This is a genomic window from Pseudoalteromonas sp. SCSIO 43101 (assembly GCF_023650775.1).
GTDB lineage: Bacteria > Pseudomonadota > Gammaproteobacteria > Enterobacterales > Alteromonadaceae > Pseudoalteromonas > Pseudoalteromonas apostichopi.
Genome location: NZ_CP072673.1, coordinates 88,427 through 103,572, shown reverse-complemented (window position 1 = coordinate 103,572; position 15,146 = coordinate 88,427). Strand labels below are relative to the sequence as shown.

General features: G+C 40.8%; 17 protein-coding genes. 11 read left to right on the top strand and 6 right to left on the bottom strand.

What is annotated here, in order from left to right; genetic code table 11:
* Positions 1-56: 56 nt before the first annotated feature.
* The 6 genes from dapF to J8Z25_RS00520 all read left to right on the top strand — a co-directional run bounded on the left by dapF (position 57) and on the right by J8Z25_RS00520 (position 4,716).
* Positions 57-887, top strand: coding sequence for a diaminopimelate epimerase (dapF, locus tag J8Z25_RS00545; RefSeq protein ID WP_130050047.1), 831 nt, complete (start codon positions 57-59; stop codon positions 885-887).
* Positions 884-1,495, top strand: a complete 612-nt coding sequence (locus J8Z25_RS00540) for a DUF484 family protein (RefSeq protein WP_130050048.1) — start codon at positions 884-886, stop codon at positions 1,493-1,495. Before dapF ends, J8Z25_RS00540 begins: the two co-directional genes overlap by 4 nt.
* A complete protein-coding gene (locus J8Z25_RS00535; RefSeq protein ID WP_250661509.1) occupies positions 1,492-2,445 on the top strand; it encodes a tyrosine recombinase XerC in 954 nt (317 codons plus the stop codon). The genes J8Z25_RS00540 and J8Z25_RS00535 overlap by 4 nt, the downstream gene beginning before the upstream one ends.
* A 12-nt stretch (positions 2,446-2,457) precedes the next feature.
* Entirely contained in the window at positions 2,458-3,168 is a 711-nt protein-coding gene (locus J8Z25_RS00530) for an HAD-IA family hydrolase (protein ID WP_167658810.1), read from the top strand.
* Positions 3,169-3,234: 66 nt separating this feature from the next.
* Positions 3,235-4,347, top strand: coding sequence for a retropepsin-like aspartic protease family protein (locus J8Z25_RS00525; RefSeq protein ID WP_250661508.1), 1,113 nt, complete (start codon positions 3,235-3,237; stop codon positions 4,345-4,347).
* A 9-nt stretch (positions 4,348-4,356) separates the two neighbouring features.
* Complete coding sequence (locus J8Z25_RS00520) at positions 4,357-4,716, top strand: HopJ type III effector protein (protein WP_250661507.1); 360 nt, start codon at positions 4,357-4,359, stop codon at positions 4,714-4,716.
* Between the two features lie 14 nt (positions 4,717-4,730).
* On the opposite strand, the gene J8Z25_RS00515 is transcribed toward J8Z25_RS00520, so the two are convergent.
* Positions 4,731-5,138 carry a GNAT family N-acetyltransferase gene (locus tag J8Z25_RS00515; RefSeq protein WP_178926466.1) on the bottom strand — a complete coding sequence of 136 codons (408 nt, stop codon included), beginning with the start codon at positions 5,136-5,138 and terminating at the stop codon, positions 4,731-4,733.
* A gap of 47 nt (positions 5,139-5,185) precedes the next feature.
* Complete coding sequence (locus J8Z25_RS00510) at positions 5,186-5,491, bottom strand: DUF6482 family protein (protein WP_063700650.1); 306 nt, start codon at positions 5,489-5,491, stop codon at positions 5,186-5,188.
* Between the two features lie 81 nt (positions 5,492-5,572).
* Here J8Z25_RS00510 and J8Z25_RS00505 point away from each other — a divergent pair, with 81 nt between their 5' ends.
* The 3 genes from J8Z25_RS00505 to J8Z25_RS00495 all read left to right on the top strand — a co-directional run bounded on the left by J8Z25_RS00505 (position 5,573) and on the right by J8Z25_RS00495 (position 7,917).
* Entirely contained in the window at positions 5,573-6,259 is a 687-nt protein-coding gene (locus J8Z25_RS00505; RefSeq protein ID WP_130052216.1) for a pseudouridine synthase, read from the top strand.
* A 68-nt stretch (positions 6,260-6,327) separates the two neighbouring features.
* A complete protein-coding gene (locus J8Z25_RS00500) occupies positions 6,328-6,702 on the top strand; it encodes a BlaI/MecI/CopY family transcriptional regulator (protein ID WP_054554650.1) in 375 nt (124 codons plus the stop codon).
* Between the two features lie 9 nt (positions 6,703-6,711).
* Positions 6,712-7,917 (top strand): M56 family metallopeptidase, encoded by a 1,206-nt coding sequence (locus tag J8Z25_RS00495; RefSeq protein ID WP_250661506.1) that lies wholly within the window; start codon positions 6,712-6,714, stop codon positions 7,915-7,917.
* A 79-nt stretch (positions 7,918-7,996) separates the two neighbouring features.
* Here J8Z25_RS00495 and J8Z25_RS00490 read toward each other — a convergent pair whose 3' ends face one another.
* Positions 7,997-8,380 (bottom strand): MAPEG family protein, encoded by a 384-nt coding sequence (locus J8Z25_RS00490; RefSeq protein ID WP_178926464.1) that lies wholly within the window; start codon positions 8,378-8,380, stop codon positions 7,997-7,999.
* Between the two features lie 235 nt (positions 8,381-8,615).
* On the opposite strand from J8Z25_RS00490, the gene J8Z25_RS00485 reads away from it, so the two are divergent.
* Positions 8,616-9,494, top strand: coding sequence for a DMT family transporter (locus tag J8Z25_RS00485; protein ID WP_178926463.1), 879 nt, complete (start codon positions 8,616-8,618; stop codon positions 9,492-9,494).
* Between the two features lie 47 nt (positions 9,495-9,541).
* Here the strand turns inward: J8Z25_RS00485 and J8Z25_RS00480 are convergent, their stop codons facing one another.
* Both J8Z25_RS00480 and J8Z25_RS00475 read right to left on the bottom strand, forming a co-directional pair.
* Entirely contained in the window at positions 9,542-9,859 is a 318-nt protein-coding gene (locus J8Z25_RS00480; protein WP_250661505.1) for a DMT family transporter, read from the bottom strand.
* On the bottom strand, positions 9,859-11,391 hold the full coding sequence (locus tag J8Z25_RS00475) for a carbon-nitrogen hydrolase family protein (protein ID WP_130050058.1): 1,533 nt from the start codon (positions 11,389-11,391) through the stop codon (positions 9,859-9,861). Before J8Z25_RS00475 ends, J8Z25_RS00480 begins: the two co-directional genes overlap by 1 nt.
* A 263-nt stretch (positions 11,392-11,654) precedes the next feature.
* Here J8Z25_RS00475 and J8Z25_RS00470 point away from each other — a divergent pair, with 263 nt between their 5' ends.
* Complete coding sequence (locus J8Z25_RS00470; protein WP_175580476.1) at positions 11,655-12,755, top strand: GGDEF domain-containing protein; 1,101 nt, start codon at positions 11,655-11,657, stop codon at positions 12,753-12,755.
* Here the strand turns inward: J8Z25_RS00470 and J8Z25_RS00465 are convergent.
* Positions 12,748-15,030 carry a penicillin acylase family protein gene (locus J8Z25_RS00465; protein ID WP_250661504.1) on the bottom strand — a complete coding sequence of 761 codons (2,283 nt, stop codon included), beginning with the start codon at positions 15,028-15,030 and terminating at the stop codon, positions 12,748-12,750. The two genes, J8Z25_RS00470 and J8Z25_RS00465, sit on opposite strands and share 8 nt — an antisense overlap.
* Positions 15,031-15,146 lie beyond the last annotated feature (116 nt).

Sequence of the window (15,146 nt, the reverse complement as noted above, 5' to 3'; positions counted from 1 at the left end):
ATAACCGGGCAGCTCTGTGGCATGATTAGCTCAGAGCAATCCTGAATTAGAGCGTTATGTTAGTTAATTTCTCAAAAATGCACGGCCTAGGTAATGACTTTGTTGTTATTGATAACATTACTCAAAATGTTTTCTTATCTCGTGACCAAATAAAGAAGCTGGCAGATCGCCATTTCGGCATTGGCTTCGATCAACTACTTATGGTTGAAGCCCCTTACTCTCCTGATCTAGATTTCCATTATCGTATTTTTAATGCCGATGGTAACGAAGTTGAACAGTGTGGCAATGGTGCGCGTTGTTTCGCCCGCTTTGTTCGTATGAAAGGTCTTACCAATAAGCATAAGATTTCAGTTTCAACAAAATCTGGCAACCTCACTCTTTATATTGAAAAAGATGGCCAAGTTACGGTGAATATGGGTCACCCAAATTTTGAGCCGAACAAAATCCCATTTAAAGCCAGCAAGCGTGAGCTAACTTATATTCTTCGCACTGAGGAACATACTGTATTTAGCGGCGCAGTTTCAATGGGTAATCCACATTGCGTTTTAGAAGTTGATGACATTCATACAGCAGAAGTTACCACTCTAGGACCACTGCTTGAAAATCATGAACGTTTTCCACAACGCGCAAATGTTGGTTTTATGCAGGTAATTTCACAAGATCACATTAAACTTAGAGTGTGGGAGCGTGGCGTAAGTGAAACATTAGCATGTGGTACAGGTGCCTGTGCCGCAGTCGTGGTTGGACAAATTCAAAGTAAACTCGCAAGTACCGTACAAGTCGACTTACCAGGCGGGAGTTTGCAAGTACGCTGGCAAGGCGAAGGCCATCCTGTTCGGATGACTGGCCCTGCTGAGCATGTATTTGATGGACAAGTGGCATTATGAGCAAACTAACAGAACAACAAATTGCTGAATATTTAAAAGCACACCCTGATTTTTTTATTAAAAATCCTGATGTACTCGCTGAAGTTGAACTACAACAGCAAACAGCTGGTGCAACGTCTTTGGTGCATATTCAACAGCGCCAATTACGTGAACACAATACGTTATTAAAAAATAAGATTGAGCAGCTCGTTGAACAAGCAAAAGAAAACGAGTTAATTTACCGCTTATTTAGCGACTGTCATCGTCAGTTATGGACTAACTATGACTTTACGACACTGGCTAGCAACTTGCGCAATATTATCTGCACAAATCCATCCATTAACGAATGCCACTTAGTTAAGTACGATAAAAAGTTTGATGAGTTAATTGCTCACCGCCTGCAAAACGACGGCATTTACTTGGGCCGAGTAAGTCAGCAAGAAAGAGACTTACTATTCTCAGACACGACTCAATCGACTGCTTTATATCTAATTGGTAACACGAAACACCCTGTCGCAATTTTGGCGTTTGGTAGCGATGACGTAAGTCACTTTGAACCGGCAAAAGACAGCTTTTTTGTCCTTGAGTTTGTGCGCTCATTACAACTGCGCTTACTGGAACTTGCATGAGCGATGTGAAGACGCCAGAGATTGATGAATTAAGTGATGCTTGGCGAACACCCATCCAACTTTTTGCAGACTACTTACGCTACGAAAAACAATACTCAGCGCACACAGTTAACCAATACACGAGCCAACTAGGCTTTGCAGCGTTGTACTTTAGTAAACTCTGTGAAAACTGGTTTGCGGTACAAGGTGAGCATATTCGTCGTTACAGCATGCAAATGCGTAGCAAACAATTAAGCGGCCGCACAATCAGTTTAAAACTGAGCTGTATTCGCAGTTTATATAAATTTTTAAAAGCCAAAAATATTGCCAGTCAGGCACATTATCATAATCCGGCAGAAGCCATTAAAGGGCCTAAATTTTCCAAGCCTTTACCCAAAAATTTAGACGTTGATCAAATGGCTAAACTACTAGAATTGCCAGATGATGATCCTTTAGCTATTCGTGACAAAGCTATGATGGAATTAATGTATTCATCAGGTCTGCGAATTAGCGAGTTAGTTGGCGCTAACATACAGGATATAAACCCTACTGAAGGTGAAATTTTAGTCCGTGGTAAAGGTAACAAAGAACGTTTATTACCTGTTGGCAGTAAAGCACTCAGTGCATTAAAAGCATGGTTGAAAATTCGTCCTCAATTTGCGCATCCAGATGAAATAGCGGTATTTGTTAGCAGCCAAAAGAAGCGAATTTCCGTGCGCCAAGTTCGCCTTCGTATGCAAGAATGGGGTATCAAACAAGGGATCAGCTCGCAAGTGCATCCACATAAGTTACGCCACTCTTTTGCTTCACATATCTTAGAGTCGTCAGGAGATCTACGTGCCGTACAAGAATTATTAGGACACAGTAGTTTGTCTGCAACTCAAGTTTATACGCATTTAGATTTTCAACATTTAGCTAAAGTGTACGATAACACCCATCCACGCGCTAAAAAGCGCCCAACATCAGAGTAAACTCTTGTAATTATGATCCGATTTAACCGTGCCTTATCGCCAGTTTCTGTTTTAAGTTTTGATTTAGACGACACACTTTATAACAACCATCCGATCATTAAATCAGCCTTGCAAGCACAAGCTGATTACCTTGAAGCGTTAGAACAATGGCCAGCGGATAGCATGAGCTATTGGTTAGAATGCCGCGATAATGCTTTAAGACAAGATGCGACTCTAATCGATGACGTTACGCGCTGGCGACAAACAGCCTTACACTATGCCATGACCAACCTTGGTTTTTCTGCTGAGCAAGCTAAGTTTCATGCCGAAAATGCATATCAGGCATTCGCTGATGCCCGTAGTAAAATAACCGTATCTGATGAGGTACTTGAATTACTTACTAATCTCAGCAAACACTACCGCCTCATCGCCATCACCAATGGCAATGTCGAGGTAGAAAAGTTTAACCTTCATGGCATTTTTGAGTTAGTACTACAAGCCGGTCCACACGGAAAAGCGAAGCCGCACAGCGCTTTATTTGATAACGCTGCAAAACAGTTAGAGGTTACTCATAATGAAATTTTACATATCGGCGATAGCCTAGATACTGACGTACAAGGTGCAAATAATGCAGGTTGCCAAAGTGTTTGGCTAAACAACCAAGCAACTCAATATCGTTATCTTGGGTTAGCTGATATTGAGATACGCAATATCATGGCACTCAATCATTTAGTTAAAAAGTAACTTCTTTCAAAATTTGCTTTATGCTGAGTAAATAACAAACAAAAATAGAAAGCTTATGGCAGAAGAATGAAGGCTCTACTTAAATTAATATTACTGTGTTCTCTTAGCTTAAATGGTTACTTCATATGGCAGTTATTTTCCCCTGAAAAACCAGTAATACTAGAGGCAGACGCACCAACGCCTAAAGTAAAGAAAAGCGCTGTTTTACCAGCCCACTTTCAGCAAGCGGTTGTGTTGTTTAGTAACCACTTATTCGACAAAGCTGTTGCTGAATACACGCAACTACTCACCAATGATCCACACTATGCAAAACAACTTAAACAAGCTTGGCAACAGCAACTTGAGTCATGGCTTTCCCATAAAAATTTCACCTTAAGTGAGCTATTTTTAACGGCTTTTTTAAATAGCCACCCATACGATGTCAGCATGCTTGAATTTGATGCTAAGCGTTTAATAGCACAAGGTGATACCCAACAGGGAATTATCAATTTACTGGCTCTTAGCAACCAGTTAGACAGCAATAAAAAGCAACAACTTAGCAAACAAATAGACGAGCTAAGCACATCCTTTATTGGTGAGCTTATAGCGGCACAACAGTGGCAGGTATTACATAGTAGCAGTCAACACTGGCTTGATTACGCCCCAGGTAACGCACATTACCTATATGCCAATGCATTAGCAAACTACCATTTAGAAGATTATGTAGCTAGTCAAATCATCCTAGATCAACTTCCTGAAAATCATGAATTTAAACAGCAAGCTGAGCAATTACGCCAATTGATACAACAAGCCTTAGCAGGTGTTGAAGTTATAAAATTAACCGCTCGAGGTTCACACTATCTAATAACCGGCATCATCAATGATGATGTCGAAACCGAGCTAATGATCGACACTGGCGCTAGTTTTACGGTCATAAACCAAACATTATTAAACTCGCTTAATACCCCTCCTAATTACCTTGGCACATTGCAAGTAAACACAGCTAACGGCGTTATTGAAGCTCAGCGTTATCAGCTCGAGTCGTTTCAAATCGGACAACAGCGCATCAGTAATTTTGAAGTGTTGGTAATAGAAAATCATGCTGATTATGGCTTACTAGGTATGAACTTTTTAGAGAATTTTAAGTTTAATATCAATCAGCAAGTGAATGAGTTAGAGTTAACAAAGAACAATTTTTAAGGACAAGCAATGACTCTTAATGAATTTCTTTCGAAATTAGCAAGCTCACCGCAACAGATTGAGTTTACCGATACAATGGCAGTAATAGACAACAATTATGACTTTATTCCAAGCGGTTTTAACAATCATGGGCTGCTTAGCGAAGCAAATGAAAATAATGGCTCGTGCAAAATTTTTGCCTTTGCAAAACTTAATCAACTAAGTAAGCAAAATACCCTAGATTGTTTTGGCGCATTTTATCGTGAAGAAGTATTAAAGAACCCTGAAGGGCAAGACCACATGAACATTCGTACCTTTATGCTTGCTCCTGAAGCCACCCCTTTCTTAGGAATTACATTTACCGAGCAAAAAGTACTTAAAGCGAAGTAATCTAAGCACAATAATCAAAGGCTTTTTTCCATAAAATAACGGCAACCGTCGAGCGGGTAATTTCTCATCTCATACTTTACTTGGTAGCCGTTCTTTTCGTAGAAAGGTTTGGCTTGAAAATCGAGAGTATCGAGTTGCGCGGTGTTTGCACCAAGCGCTTTAGCCTTACTCTCTAATTCGGCTAACAATCGTGTCGCAAGGCCTTTACCACGCGTCTTATCATCACACCAAAGCCAACTTATTATCAGCCAGTTGCCAAACACTTGGCCGTGAATACCGGCTACAACACTGCTGTTTTTAGCTATGAACTTAAAACCAAGAGGAATACGTTCGGCATTAAAATGCCCAGCATTGTAAGCAACAATATGTTCTCTTAGCTGGTTGTTTAGTTCAGCTGAGTCATCACTTTTTAATTGATACATAGCATACCTTTAAAATGTTATGACTCAGTATACGCTTATATCCTTAATCAGTATAAGTGGTTCTTACCATAAGGAACTTCGAGCATATTACTAGCCAGCTTTTCTGGCTGACCACACATTTCATCATAAGCACTTGTGTGGCGTAATACCATGTCACCATAACTTAAATGATCGAGACGCTTTTGAATGTGCAACGGGCTAATATCGCGGATAAACTCACCTTGCTCATCAGTAACATAATATTCAACGTTATTGATCACCACAGACACCTGATACAGCGCCATTTCCAACGAATGAAGGATAACTTTTTGCAGTGGTTGGTGCGCTGCAAGTTCAGATAACTTAATTGCCATGTCGAACCCCTTTTGTATGGTAGTACTTCTTATACGCGGGTTTGATATACTGTGATCAAATTAATTGTACAAAAATCACTCATGACTGAAAAAGTACGACTTGCCAAATTTATTGCCCATGCAGGTGTTTGCTCTCGAAAACAAGCATCGCGCTTGATAGATCAAGGTGAGGTAACAGTAAATGGCCGTGCTGCAAATCATATAGATCACGTTGATGAACATGATGATGTGATTGTACGTGGCGAGAAAATTTCAGAAAAAGCGCCACTAACCTACTTTGCGTATCACAAACCCGTTGGTATTGATTGCAAATTAAATGCTGACGACCCAACCAGTCTTATTCATAGTCTGCCTAAAACCACTCGCGTTTACCCAATTGGCCGGCTCGACAAGGACTCCCGAGGTTTGTTGATTTTGACCAATGACGGTGAGTTTTGTAATCAACTGATCCACCCTGATTATCATCAACCCAAACGCTATTTAGTTACGGTAGATAAGCCTCTTGATAGCGTCTTCTGTGACAAAATGGCAGATGGCGTACCCGTAGATAAGCAAATAACCCTTCCTTGTGAGGTGACTCAAGTGACCGAAACGCAGTTTTACATCGTCTTAAAACAAGGCTTAAACCGGCAAATACGAAAAATGACACGTTATTGTGGCTACAAAGTCATAGACCTTTACCGCACAGATATCGCAAAGCTTTCACTCACCACGCTGAATTTGCCCGAAGGGCACATAGTCAGTATCAAAAAAAGTGACATTCTCTAACAAAAAAGTTTGCATTAATTGATTACAAGTGTAATCTTAAAATAAAGATTACATCTGTAGGTATAAAAATGATTGAACTTTCTAAAGCAGAATTCGAAGTATTAGATGCGGTATGGCTTGGCTACCCTGCCACTGCAAGTGAAGTAATTGCGCGTTTAAGTGACGATAAAGAATGGCACGAAAAAACCATTAAAACACTGTTGAGCCGTTTAGTTAAAAAAGGCGCACTAAGCTTCGAAAAACAAGGTCGCCAATATAACTACACCCCTTGCATCGCCCGTGAAGAATACACATTAAAAGAAAGCCAAAGCTTTATTGAACGCTTCTTTAATGGCCGTATTGCGCCATTAGTGAGTGGTTTTGCTAAATCAGAGCAACTCTCGCAACATGATATTGATGAGCTAAAAAAGGTCATTGATGATTGGGAAAAACAGCAAAAGTAAGGCTTTGTTATGTTAGATGCATTTTTTAATTGGCTGTTAGATCAACAGCTTTTGATCTCATCTGCAATTATGTTTTTATTGCTGCTAGAGCGAAAGCTACTAAGTCAGCTGTCGGCACGCTTGGTTTATACACTTTGGGCGCTTTTACCTATTGGTTTATTTTTAGCGAACCTACCAGATCACTTAAAGCCGATACAAAACAACTTTATCAGTAAGCTGACTATCACGCCAAACACAGCAATAATGCCGCAATTTACACCAACTTGGTTCGCTGTTTATGCCCTTGTAACTGCTGCGCTGCTACTCACTGCCGTTTACTTTCATTACCGCTTTTTAGCCAAACTGCAATTAGAGCAGATTACAGTCGACCATCACAGTATCCAAAGTCTGTGCTTATATCAAAGTAAACAAATAAGTTCACCTATGGTTGTGGGCGTTATTAACACCAAGTTAGTGCTGCCAACAAATTACCATAGTCACTACGACAACCTTGCTTTAGCACTTATTTTAGAACATGAATCAGTGCACATTAAACGCAAAGACAACCTAATAAACGCCATCGCTTTAAGTGCCACTATTTTGCTGTGGTTTAACCCTCTTGCGTGGCTTGGTTATGCGAGCTTGCGCCGTATTCAAGAGCTTTCATGTGATGAACAAGTACTCAAAAATAAATCGACAGAACAACGAATTTTATACAGTAAGGCATTAGTGCACTGTGCAAGCTTTAGTAGAGCAGGCTTAATGGCTTATTCACAATACGGAGATAAAAACACCATGTTACAACGTCTAAATCAAATAAAGCAGATCGACAACAGCTCATTTATCGCAAAAACAGCGTTAGTTATTTTTACAGCGGGCATGCTTAGCAGCTTTGCCATTGCAAAACAGCCTATGTCAGTTGAAAAGACAAAAGACTATCAAGCGGTTATGCGCGTAGAGCCGATATACCCAATTCAAGCTGCAGAGCAAGGCATTAGCGGTTCAGTCGTTTTGAAATACGATATTTTACCAAGTGGCGCCACCAGCAATGTTAGTGTGGTAAGTGCGGAGCCTGAAGATGTTTTCAATCGAGAAGCGAAAAGAGCCTTAAAACAATGGCAATATGCGCCATCTGAATCTGGCTTTAAAAACGCCTTAGTACAACTCGACTTTGCCTTAGACGAAAACTATCAAGCAAATGATTTAATTGAGAAAATTAAAGTTAGTTCGAAATAAGCAGTAACAACTTAAGACCCTAAAGCAAGCGCCTTATTTAAGCCGCTTGCTTTGTGGTTTTTAACTCATAGCCTTGTGACTAGAGGCAAAGTGCAATCATAGCCACAGCACAAACATAACCCACTAGCCAGACTAGTGAGCGCAAAATATCCTGGTTTATGTAGTAAAAAATACAATACAACACACGGGCAATAACATGCATAATCGCAAGGGTTTCAGTCACCTGATAGATATTATTGCTACCGATTACGACCGCCAGCGCTACTGCAAAAATAATCAACGATTCAAAGCTATTTTGGTGTGCAGCCAATGCACGAGCACCAAAGCCGGTTAGTTTTGCTTGTTGTTCACGTGGGTGCTTGTTGTCATAGCCTGACAACTTATTTTGTGCAAAAGCCACAGGTGCTTTAGCTAAATAGGGAATGAGTACTGCGATGAGTGCGCAGATAATCAGTGTTGTCATGATATTTCCTTATCTTGTTTAAATTACTCTCTACCCTATCGTAAACAAAAAAAAGCCGCTACTTATAACAGCAGCGGCCAGCAATAGCATCATTGTCACTATAGCCTAATGCTTACCTAAAAGCCCTGCGGCATATTGTCACAGCTGAGTTTTTCTCAAGTTGGTCGATAAGCTAATGCTCTCATTCTTTGGTTTTGTTACTCTAATTGCCTCTCCTAATTAATTTATTTTCAATATGACTTGGATTTTCTTAACCATTTTTGCAGCATTTATGCAGTCATGGCGCAATGCGCTTCAAAGTAAACTCAGTGCGACGGTCAGTGTTGCTGGGGTAACACTTGCTCGCTTCATTGTTGCCAGTCCTATAGCGGCCCTTTATTTATTAGCACTATATCAATACCAAGATGCAGCTTTTCCTGACTTTAACTTAGCTTTTATTAGCTACATTGTTGGTGCCAGTATTGTTCAAATCGTTGCCACTGGTTTGATGGTAAAGCTTTTTAAAATGAATAACTTTGCTGTGGGTGCCGGGCTTGCCAAAAGTGAAGCGCTAATGGCAGCGATTTTAGGTGTTATGTTTTTTGGCTCTGCACTTTCATTACTTGGCTGGATTGGGGTATTTATTGGTGCTATCGCCGTACTGCTATTGAGTGGCATCGCGAATGTTAAACACTTTAATTTAGGCACTGCCCTACTTGGGCTGGCTTGTGGCACTTCATTTGCGCTTTCATCTTCATGGATCCGTGAGGCAAGCTTAAATTCAGGACTGACTTTCCCGCACTCAGCTGCGTGGGTATTGCTGCTGATAATTAGCTTACAAACGTTGATGCTGTGCGTGTATATTGCATTCAAAGAGCGCGATACGTTTAAAAAGATGTGGCATCACAAAGGCACTACCACGGCAGTCAGTGTTTGTAGCTGCTTAGGCTCGATAGGTTGGTTTAGTGCTATGAGTTTGCAGCACGTTGCTTATGTAAAAACACTAGGACAAGTTGAAGTTTTCTTTACCATTATGGTATCGATACTTTGGCTAAAGCAGCCATTAAAACGCCAAGATACAGCAGGGCTTCTGTTAATTGCACTGGCAGCCATTCTTGTTATGCTACCTAGTTAGTTACATTTTTTGTCATTAAAAAAGCGGCTATGCCGCTTTTAATTTCGTTAATGACTAATTTTAAGAGTTATCACACCACTTATTATTAAAAGTACTCCGGCAATGCGTCCAAATGTCGCAGCATCACCATAAAATAAAATACCCACCAAGAAGGTGCCTGCTGCCCCTATACCAGTCCATACAGCATAGGATGTTCCCATTGGGATATCTTTTTGCGCCAACCACAACATAAAGCCACTTGCGACCATAAAGGCAACGGCTATCGCAATACCTAACCAGCGACTGTCAGCTTCTTGAGACATTTTAAGACCAACTGGCCAGCCAATCTCTAGCAGTCCAGCAACAACTAAATACAACCACGCCATTATTGGTCTCGTTTTTTCAAGATCACGTCATATAAGTCTTCACGGCGGTCTTTTAAGTTTCTAACTGTACCTTCACTGTGAAGGATTTTCAGCTTATCCATATCTAGATCACTGAATAACAGCATTTCAGTATTAGGTGTTGCTTCATTCAAGGTTGCATCATGCGGAAACGAAAAATCAGAAGGGGTAAGAACAGCCGATTGAGAATACTGTACATCTAAACTCTCTACCTCAGGTAAATTACCAACAGAACCCGCAATCACAACATAACATTCATTTTCAATTGCACGCGCTTGTGCACAATGACGAACACGTAGGTAACTGTTTTTAGTATCAGTCCAAAATGGCACAAATAAGATATCTAACCCTTGCTTTGCAAGAATACGTGAAAGCTCAGGAAACTCGACATCGTAACAAATTTGAATACCGACACGACCTGCATCTGTTTCAAATACAGCAATTTTGTCACCCCCTTGGATCACCCAGTCATTTTGTTCGTGAGGCGTAATATGAATTTTACGCTGCTCATCAATCTTACCGCTTCGGTGACATAAATAGCTGACATTATAAATCTTATCGCCTTCAGCTAGCGGCATAGATCCGGTGATAATATTGGCATTATATTCAACTGCCATACGCGACATTGCATCACGAAAAGTTTCTGTGTACTCCGCTAAATAACGAATTGCCTCAGTTTGATTACTTTGCTCAGTAAGGCCCATTAATGGCGCATTGAAGAATTCCGGAAACAGAATAAAGTCACTTTTATAATCAGATACCGTATCAACAAAATACTCCACCTGTTTGAGAAGCTCTTCAACAGACTCAACACAACGCATTTGCCATTGTACAGCACCGACTCGGACAATTGACTTGGTTGACTCAAGTACCGTATCAGTCGGCTCAAACATAATGTTATTCCACTCTAGTAAAGTGGCATAACCGACAGATTCTTGATCTTCAGGAAGGTACTTTTTGAGTAAACGTTTTACTTGGAAGTCATTAGAAAGCTGAAAACTTAAAATCGGATCATAAAGCTCTTTGTGGTCAACTTTTTCGATGTACTCCATTGGCGACATTTCTGCACTGTGATTGTAATAACGCGGAATTCGACCACCCGCTAAAATAGCGCGTAAGTTATACTGACGGCACAGCTCTTTACGTGCATCGTATAAACGGCGCCCAAGTCGCATCCCTCGGTGAGTTGATGATATAACCACATCTAAACCATAAAGCGCATCGCCTTCAGGGTCACTAAATACTCGGTCATGGCCATCAACAATATCTTCATAGGTATGCGGGTTCGAAAAACGAGCGTAATCTACCTGAACACTTAACGCGATGCCCACTAAAACACCATCGTCAACAATGCCTATTTGTCCTTCTGGAAACTGATCTATCAGCCTAAAAATGGTGTGGCTTGGCCATGCACCGCCAAGCCCTGGATATGCTTGGTCCATAAGAGTTTTTATTTGTGGGTACTGTTCTTTAGTTAGATTACAGATCTCTAAATGCGTTTTTTCGGCCGGCATAGATACTCCTTTTTTAGGCACGAGATAACAAGCAAAGCAAACATTCAGTCAGCATGTTTCTAGATTAGCTTTAACTAGAGTGGCATCAAATCCCCACTCTGCCAAGACCCAAAGCTTAACAAACGTGATGTGAACAAACGCTTATCTTCACTGATAAACATTCGCTGCAAGCGTTTACACAGCAAAAGCGATCAATTATAAACCTGCATTGCTCAACTTTTCATCTATAATTACGCTACACTCCATGTGTATTTGAGGTGGGATTGATCAAACGTCTACTAAAACAATCAAAGCAATCTGGCTTAGAAGAGATTGAGCACGTTAAGTTTCTAATTATTTGTAAAATTGCCTATTTCGCGCTCATTGTTCATGTCTTGCTAATCCCCGCGTTTGCCCATATAGGTGCAAACATGCTTGCTTTAGTTAATATTTTGAGTGTTCTCGCTTGGGCCAGCGGCATCTTTTTAATTAAGCAAGGACTGACTTCCCTGGCACTTCGAGTATTTTGCCTTGAAGTAATTATTCATGCTGTGATTGTCTGTGCCACCCTTGGTTTAGGTGCGGGGTTTCAGTTTTACTTGTGGACAGTCTCTTGTATTTTAATGATCGACTACCAATTAACTTTTAAACGAGCGGCAATCTATAGCTTAGTAATGATTGCCACATTCGCCCTTCTCTATGTGTTTTTTGCGGACGTTCAGTACAGCTTTGCTTACCCAGAATTACTTCCACACGTTAATGTGATAAATATTATTATTGCTGGCTTACCCATGGTATACGGCATGGGTTTAATTAGAGAAATCACCATATCACAACGAATTGAGTTAACAGAAATGGCAGCCCGCGATCCTCTCACCAAACTTTATAATCGTCGTTTTGCAAAAAAATTAATTACCTCAGCACATAAGAAAAGTATTGAGCAAGATAGCAATATTTGTATTGTTATGGCAGATATCGATAAGTTTAAAAATATCAATGACAACTACGGCCATGATAAGGGTGATACGATACTCATTAATGTTGCCAAACTAATTAGCCAATTCATCAATGATGAAGATATTGCTGTACGCTGGGGCGGCGAAGAATTTTTATTATTATTAACCAATACAGATGCAAAACAAGCCTACGCAAAAATTGAAACTTTGCGTATAAAAATCGCCGAGCTAGAAGCGCATCCTGATTTCCCTGATATCAATGTAACTATGAGCTTTGGACTCATTGAGTGGCAACCACTCGCTTCGATAGAAAAAATGTTGCAACATGCCGATGAGGCTCTTTATAGAAGCAAGCATGCAGGACGCAACCAAACGACCGTTGCCAAGGGAGAATGTCCTGCTTTTAAGGATGCTGATGCGGTTAATTAACCGCATCAATGGTGATACTGTGAGCAATCTCTTGAGGCAATAATGGCGTTAAACCATTGCTGACATAGTCGTTGAATCCAGCTCTATAAAATTCCGACAATGGATGTCCCGATTGACCACCAGGTATAGCCATAATGGCATTATCTAAGTGTCCTGGTTGTACAATAAAACGCTGCGAAGCACCAAAGCTACGCCCTTGTACCGCAGGCATAAAGGTATCACCAAAACCAGGGGCTACAGGCATATTTAACAAGCTTTTAAGTACGGGTATTTGTTTGGCAAACGGGTGCTCAATCACTAATTCGTTGACCTTACCCCATTGCCAACTGTGTGGATTGTTGCCGTACTGCTCTGTGAGTTTAGTAATCACGCGATCAAAGGCGCCTAACATTTGTTGCTGCCAATTTTCGTACTTAGGATTTAACCATGTTTGAGGCTGAGCTTTGATAAGTTGCCAAACGGCAGGCTCTAAGTCTCGTTTTACTGGCTTTAAGCTACTATCGAGAGCTTTTAGCTTATTCTCAATTGGACTAAATAAACCATTGATCACTTCACTGCGATAACGTTTTACCAAGGTATAGCCAACTGAGTCACTACAAGCGCACGCCTGCCAATTGTTTAATTCATTTAAATATAAGGCATATTTATCGCCTGCAGCGCTAAGCTGTTTGACTAGTAATTGATGCCAAGCAGTTAAGAAGCGTGCTTCGTTATCATGTTGTAAGTCATAAAAATCTTGTTCGTTGAACTGCTGTTTTTCAAATAAGCGATCGCGAATTTGTGCAGAGCGAGCCCCCATTGCATAGCCACCATTACCAAAACGCTGATTATCTTGCGCAGAAACAACCCGTGAGTTTCCTGTCCATAACCGACCACTTTCTGGGTTTTTTACAAATGGACGCTGCGTTTCGTTTTCATGCCAAGCAGCAGGATACGCTTGCTCAGAAACAGCTAATTGATGCGGTATTTTACGAGCGGGAACTGCTCCCATATTTTTCCAAGCAGCATTACCTTTATCATCAACAACTATCAGGTTTTGTACTGGAATACCAACGTCCGCAGCAAGCGTTAATGCATCATCAACATTGTTTGCTTGCTCAAGCTTAAGCAACTCCATATCAACCGCATACTCATGGTGAGCAACCCAACTTAAGGCATAAGGTTTGCCGTTAATTTCTTTAACAGGGCCATACTCACTCATGGTTAAAGCATAATTTTCAACGTTGCCATCATTAAGTAAGATGGGTTCATCTATCAGCCAAGTTTTCTCTTTACTCTCAAGAGCAATCCAATCGGCAGTATCTAGATAACCATTAGTAAATCCCCAAGCTATTTTATTATTGGTACCAACAACAATGGCTGGAGCCCCGGGTAATGACACACCAGTTATTTGTTGCATTTCACCATTTAATGGGTAATTAAGCTGCGCACGATACCAAATAATTGGCACTGCAAATGATAAGTGCATATCGTCAGATAGCATTGCAGCACCCGTTTCAGTTAGCTGCCCAGTGACTGCCCAGTTATTACTACCAAGCTCTTTACGGTTTGCAATCTCGGTCGAAGCCCATAAAGCGTCTTTAAGCGCAGGAATACCGCCGTTATAAGGTGCAAGCTGACTGTTATCGAGCGCGGCTTGATATTGGCTTGGCTGAGTAATAAAGTCGACCATCGCTTTGCCATATAGGTCTTCGATTTCGATCAGCGTTTGGTCACGCTCAAACGTAGCAGTTTGTAAATCTAAGTACATGCTAAAAATGATTAGTAAGCTGTCTTCACTTTGCCAAGGTTTTGCTTCAGCGCCAGTGAGCAAATATTCAAAGCTATCATAGCCAACTTGTGCATGGCCTTCATTGACCCCATTTGCATATGCTTGCAATAGCACTTTATCTTTAGCAGGTAATTGCGCGACTGCAATCTGGCTACGTTTTCGCAATTGATGAAAACGCATTTTTTTATCAAGCCCAACAGCAGCTTTACCAAATAACTCACTAAGTTCACCTGCCGCATTGCGGCGCAGTAAGTCCATTTGAAAGAATCGGTCCTGACCATGAGCAAAGCCTAAGGCATAGGCCGCATCTAAACGGTTCTCGGCATGAATAACAGCCTGCCCTAAGGAGTCCCGTTGAATCTTTACTGATTGCGAAATAGCATCACTTTTACCCCGGCCATCAAGTGTCGGTAAACTTAAATTTAATACGCCATAAACAAGCCCGGTTGCCAGTAACACCAATACAAACAGGCCTATGAGTAACCATTTGATTATCTTAAACATGCCAATTTTCCTTGCGCTGAAGTAACACTGTATTAACCTGGTATATTAACCTGAGTTTTATGAAAAAATAGTGTTGCGATACAAATAATTAAATTTAACGTCCTAGGTTAGCTGTT

What these genes read in the sequence shown, in the direction of transcription:
- J8Z25_RS00495 (WP_250661506.1), top strand. Translation starts at nt 6,712, where the DNA reads ATGTTAGATGCATTTTTTAATTGGCTGTTAGATCAACAGCTTTTGATC.
- J8Z25_RS00530 (WP_167658810.1), top strand. Translation starts at nt 2,458, where the DNA reads ATGATCCGATTTAACCGTGCCTTATCGCCAGTTTCTGTTTTAAGTTTT.
- J8Z25_RS00465 (WP_250661504.1), bottom strand. Translation starts at nt 15,030, where the DNA reads ATGTTTAAGATAATCAAATGGTTACTCATAGGCCTGTTTGTATTGGTG.
- J8Z25_RS00485 (WP_178926463.1), top strand. Translation starts at nt 8,616, where the DNA reads ATGACTTGGATTTTCTTAACCATTTTTGCAGCATTTATGCAGTCATGG.
- J8Z25_RS00525 (WP_250661508.1), top strand. Translation starts at nt 3,235, where the DNA reads ATGAAGGCTCTACTTAAATTAATATTACTGTGTTCTCTTAGCTTAAAT.
- J8Z25_RS00515 (WP_178926466.1), bottom strand. Translation starts at nt 5,138, where the DNA reads ATGTATCAATTAAAAAGTGATGACTCAGCTGAACTAAACAACCAGCTA.
- J8Z25_RS00475 (WP_130050058.1), bottom strand. Translation starts at nt 11,391, where the DNA reads ATGCCGGCCGAAAAAACGCATTTAGAGATCTGTAATCTAACTAAAGAA.
- J8Z25_RS00490 (WP_178926464.1), bottom strand. Translation starts at nt 8,380, where the DNA reads ATGACAACACTGATTATCTGCGCACTCATCGCAGTACTCATTCCCTAT.
- J8Z25_RS00520 (WP_250661507.1), top strand. Translation starts at nt 4,357, where the DNA reads ATGACTCTTAATGAATTTCTTTCGAAATTAGCAAGCTCACCGCAACAG.
- J8Z25_RS00540 (WP_130050048.1), top strand. Translation starts at nt 884, where the DNA reads ATGAGCAAACTAACAGAACAACAAATTGCTGAATATTTAAAAGCACAC.
- J8Z25_RS00480 (WP_250661505.1), bottom strand. Translation starts at nt 9,859, where the DNA reads ATGGCGTGGTTGTATTTAGTTGTTGCTGGACTGCTAGAGATTGGCTGG.
- J8Z25_RS00500 (WP_054554650.1), top strand. Translation starts at nt 6,328, where the DNA reads ATGATTGAACTTTCTAAAGCAGAATTCGAAGTATTAGATGCGGTATGG.
- dapF (WP_130050047.1), top strand. Translation starts at nt 57, where the DNA reads ATGTTAGTTAATTTCTCAAAAATGCACGGCCTAGGTAATGACTTTGTT.
- J8Z25_RS00505 (WP_130052216.1), top strand. Translation starts at nt 5,573, where the DNA reads ATGACTGAAAAAGTACGACTTGCCAAATTTATTGCCCATGCAGGTGTT.
- J8Z25_RS00535 (WP_250661509.1), top strand. Translation starts at nt 1,492, where the DNA reads ATGAGCGATGTGAAGACGCCAGAGATTGATGAATTAAGTGATGCTTGG.
- J8Z25_RS00510 (WP_063700650.1), bottom strand. Translation starts at nt 5,491, where the DNA reads ATGGCAATTAAGTTATCTGAACTTGCAGCGCACCAACCACTGCAAAAA.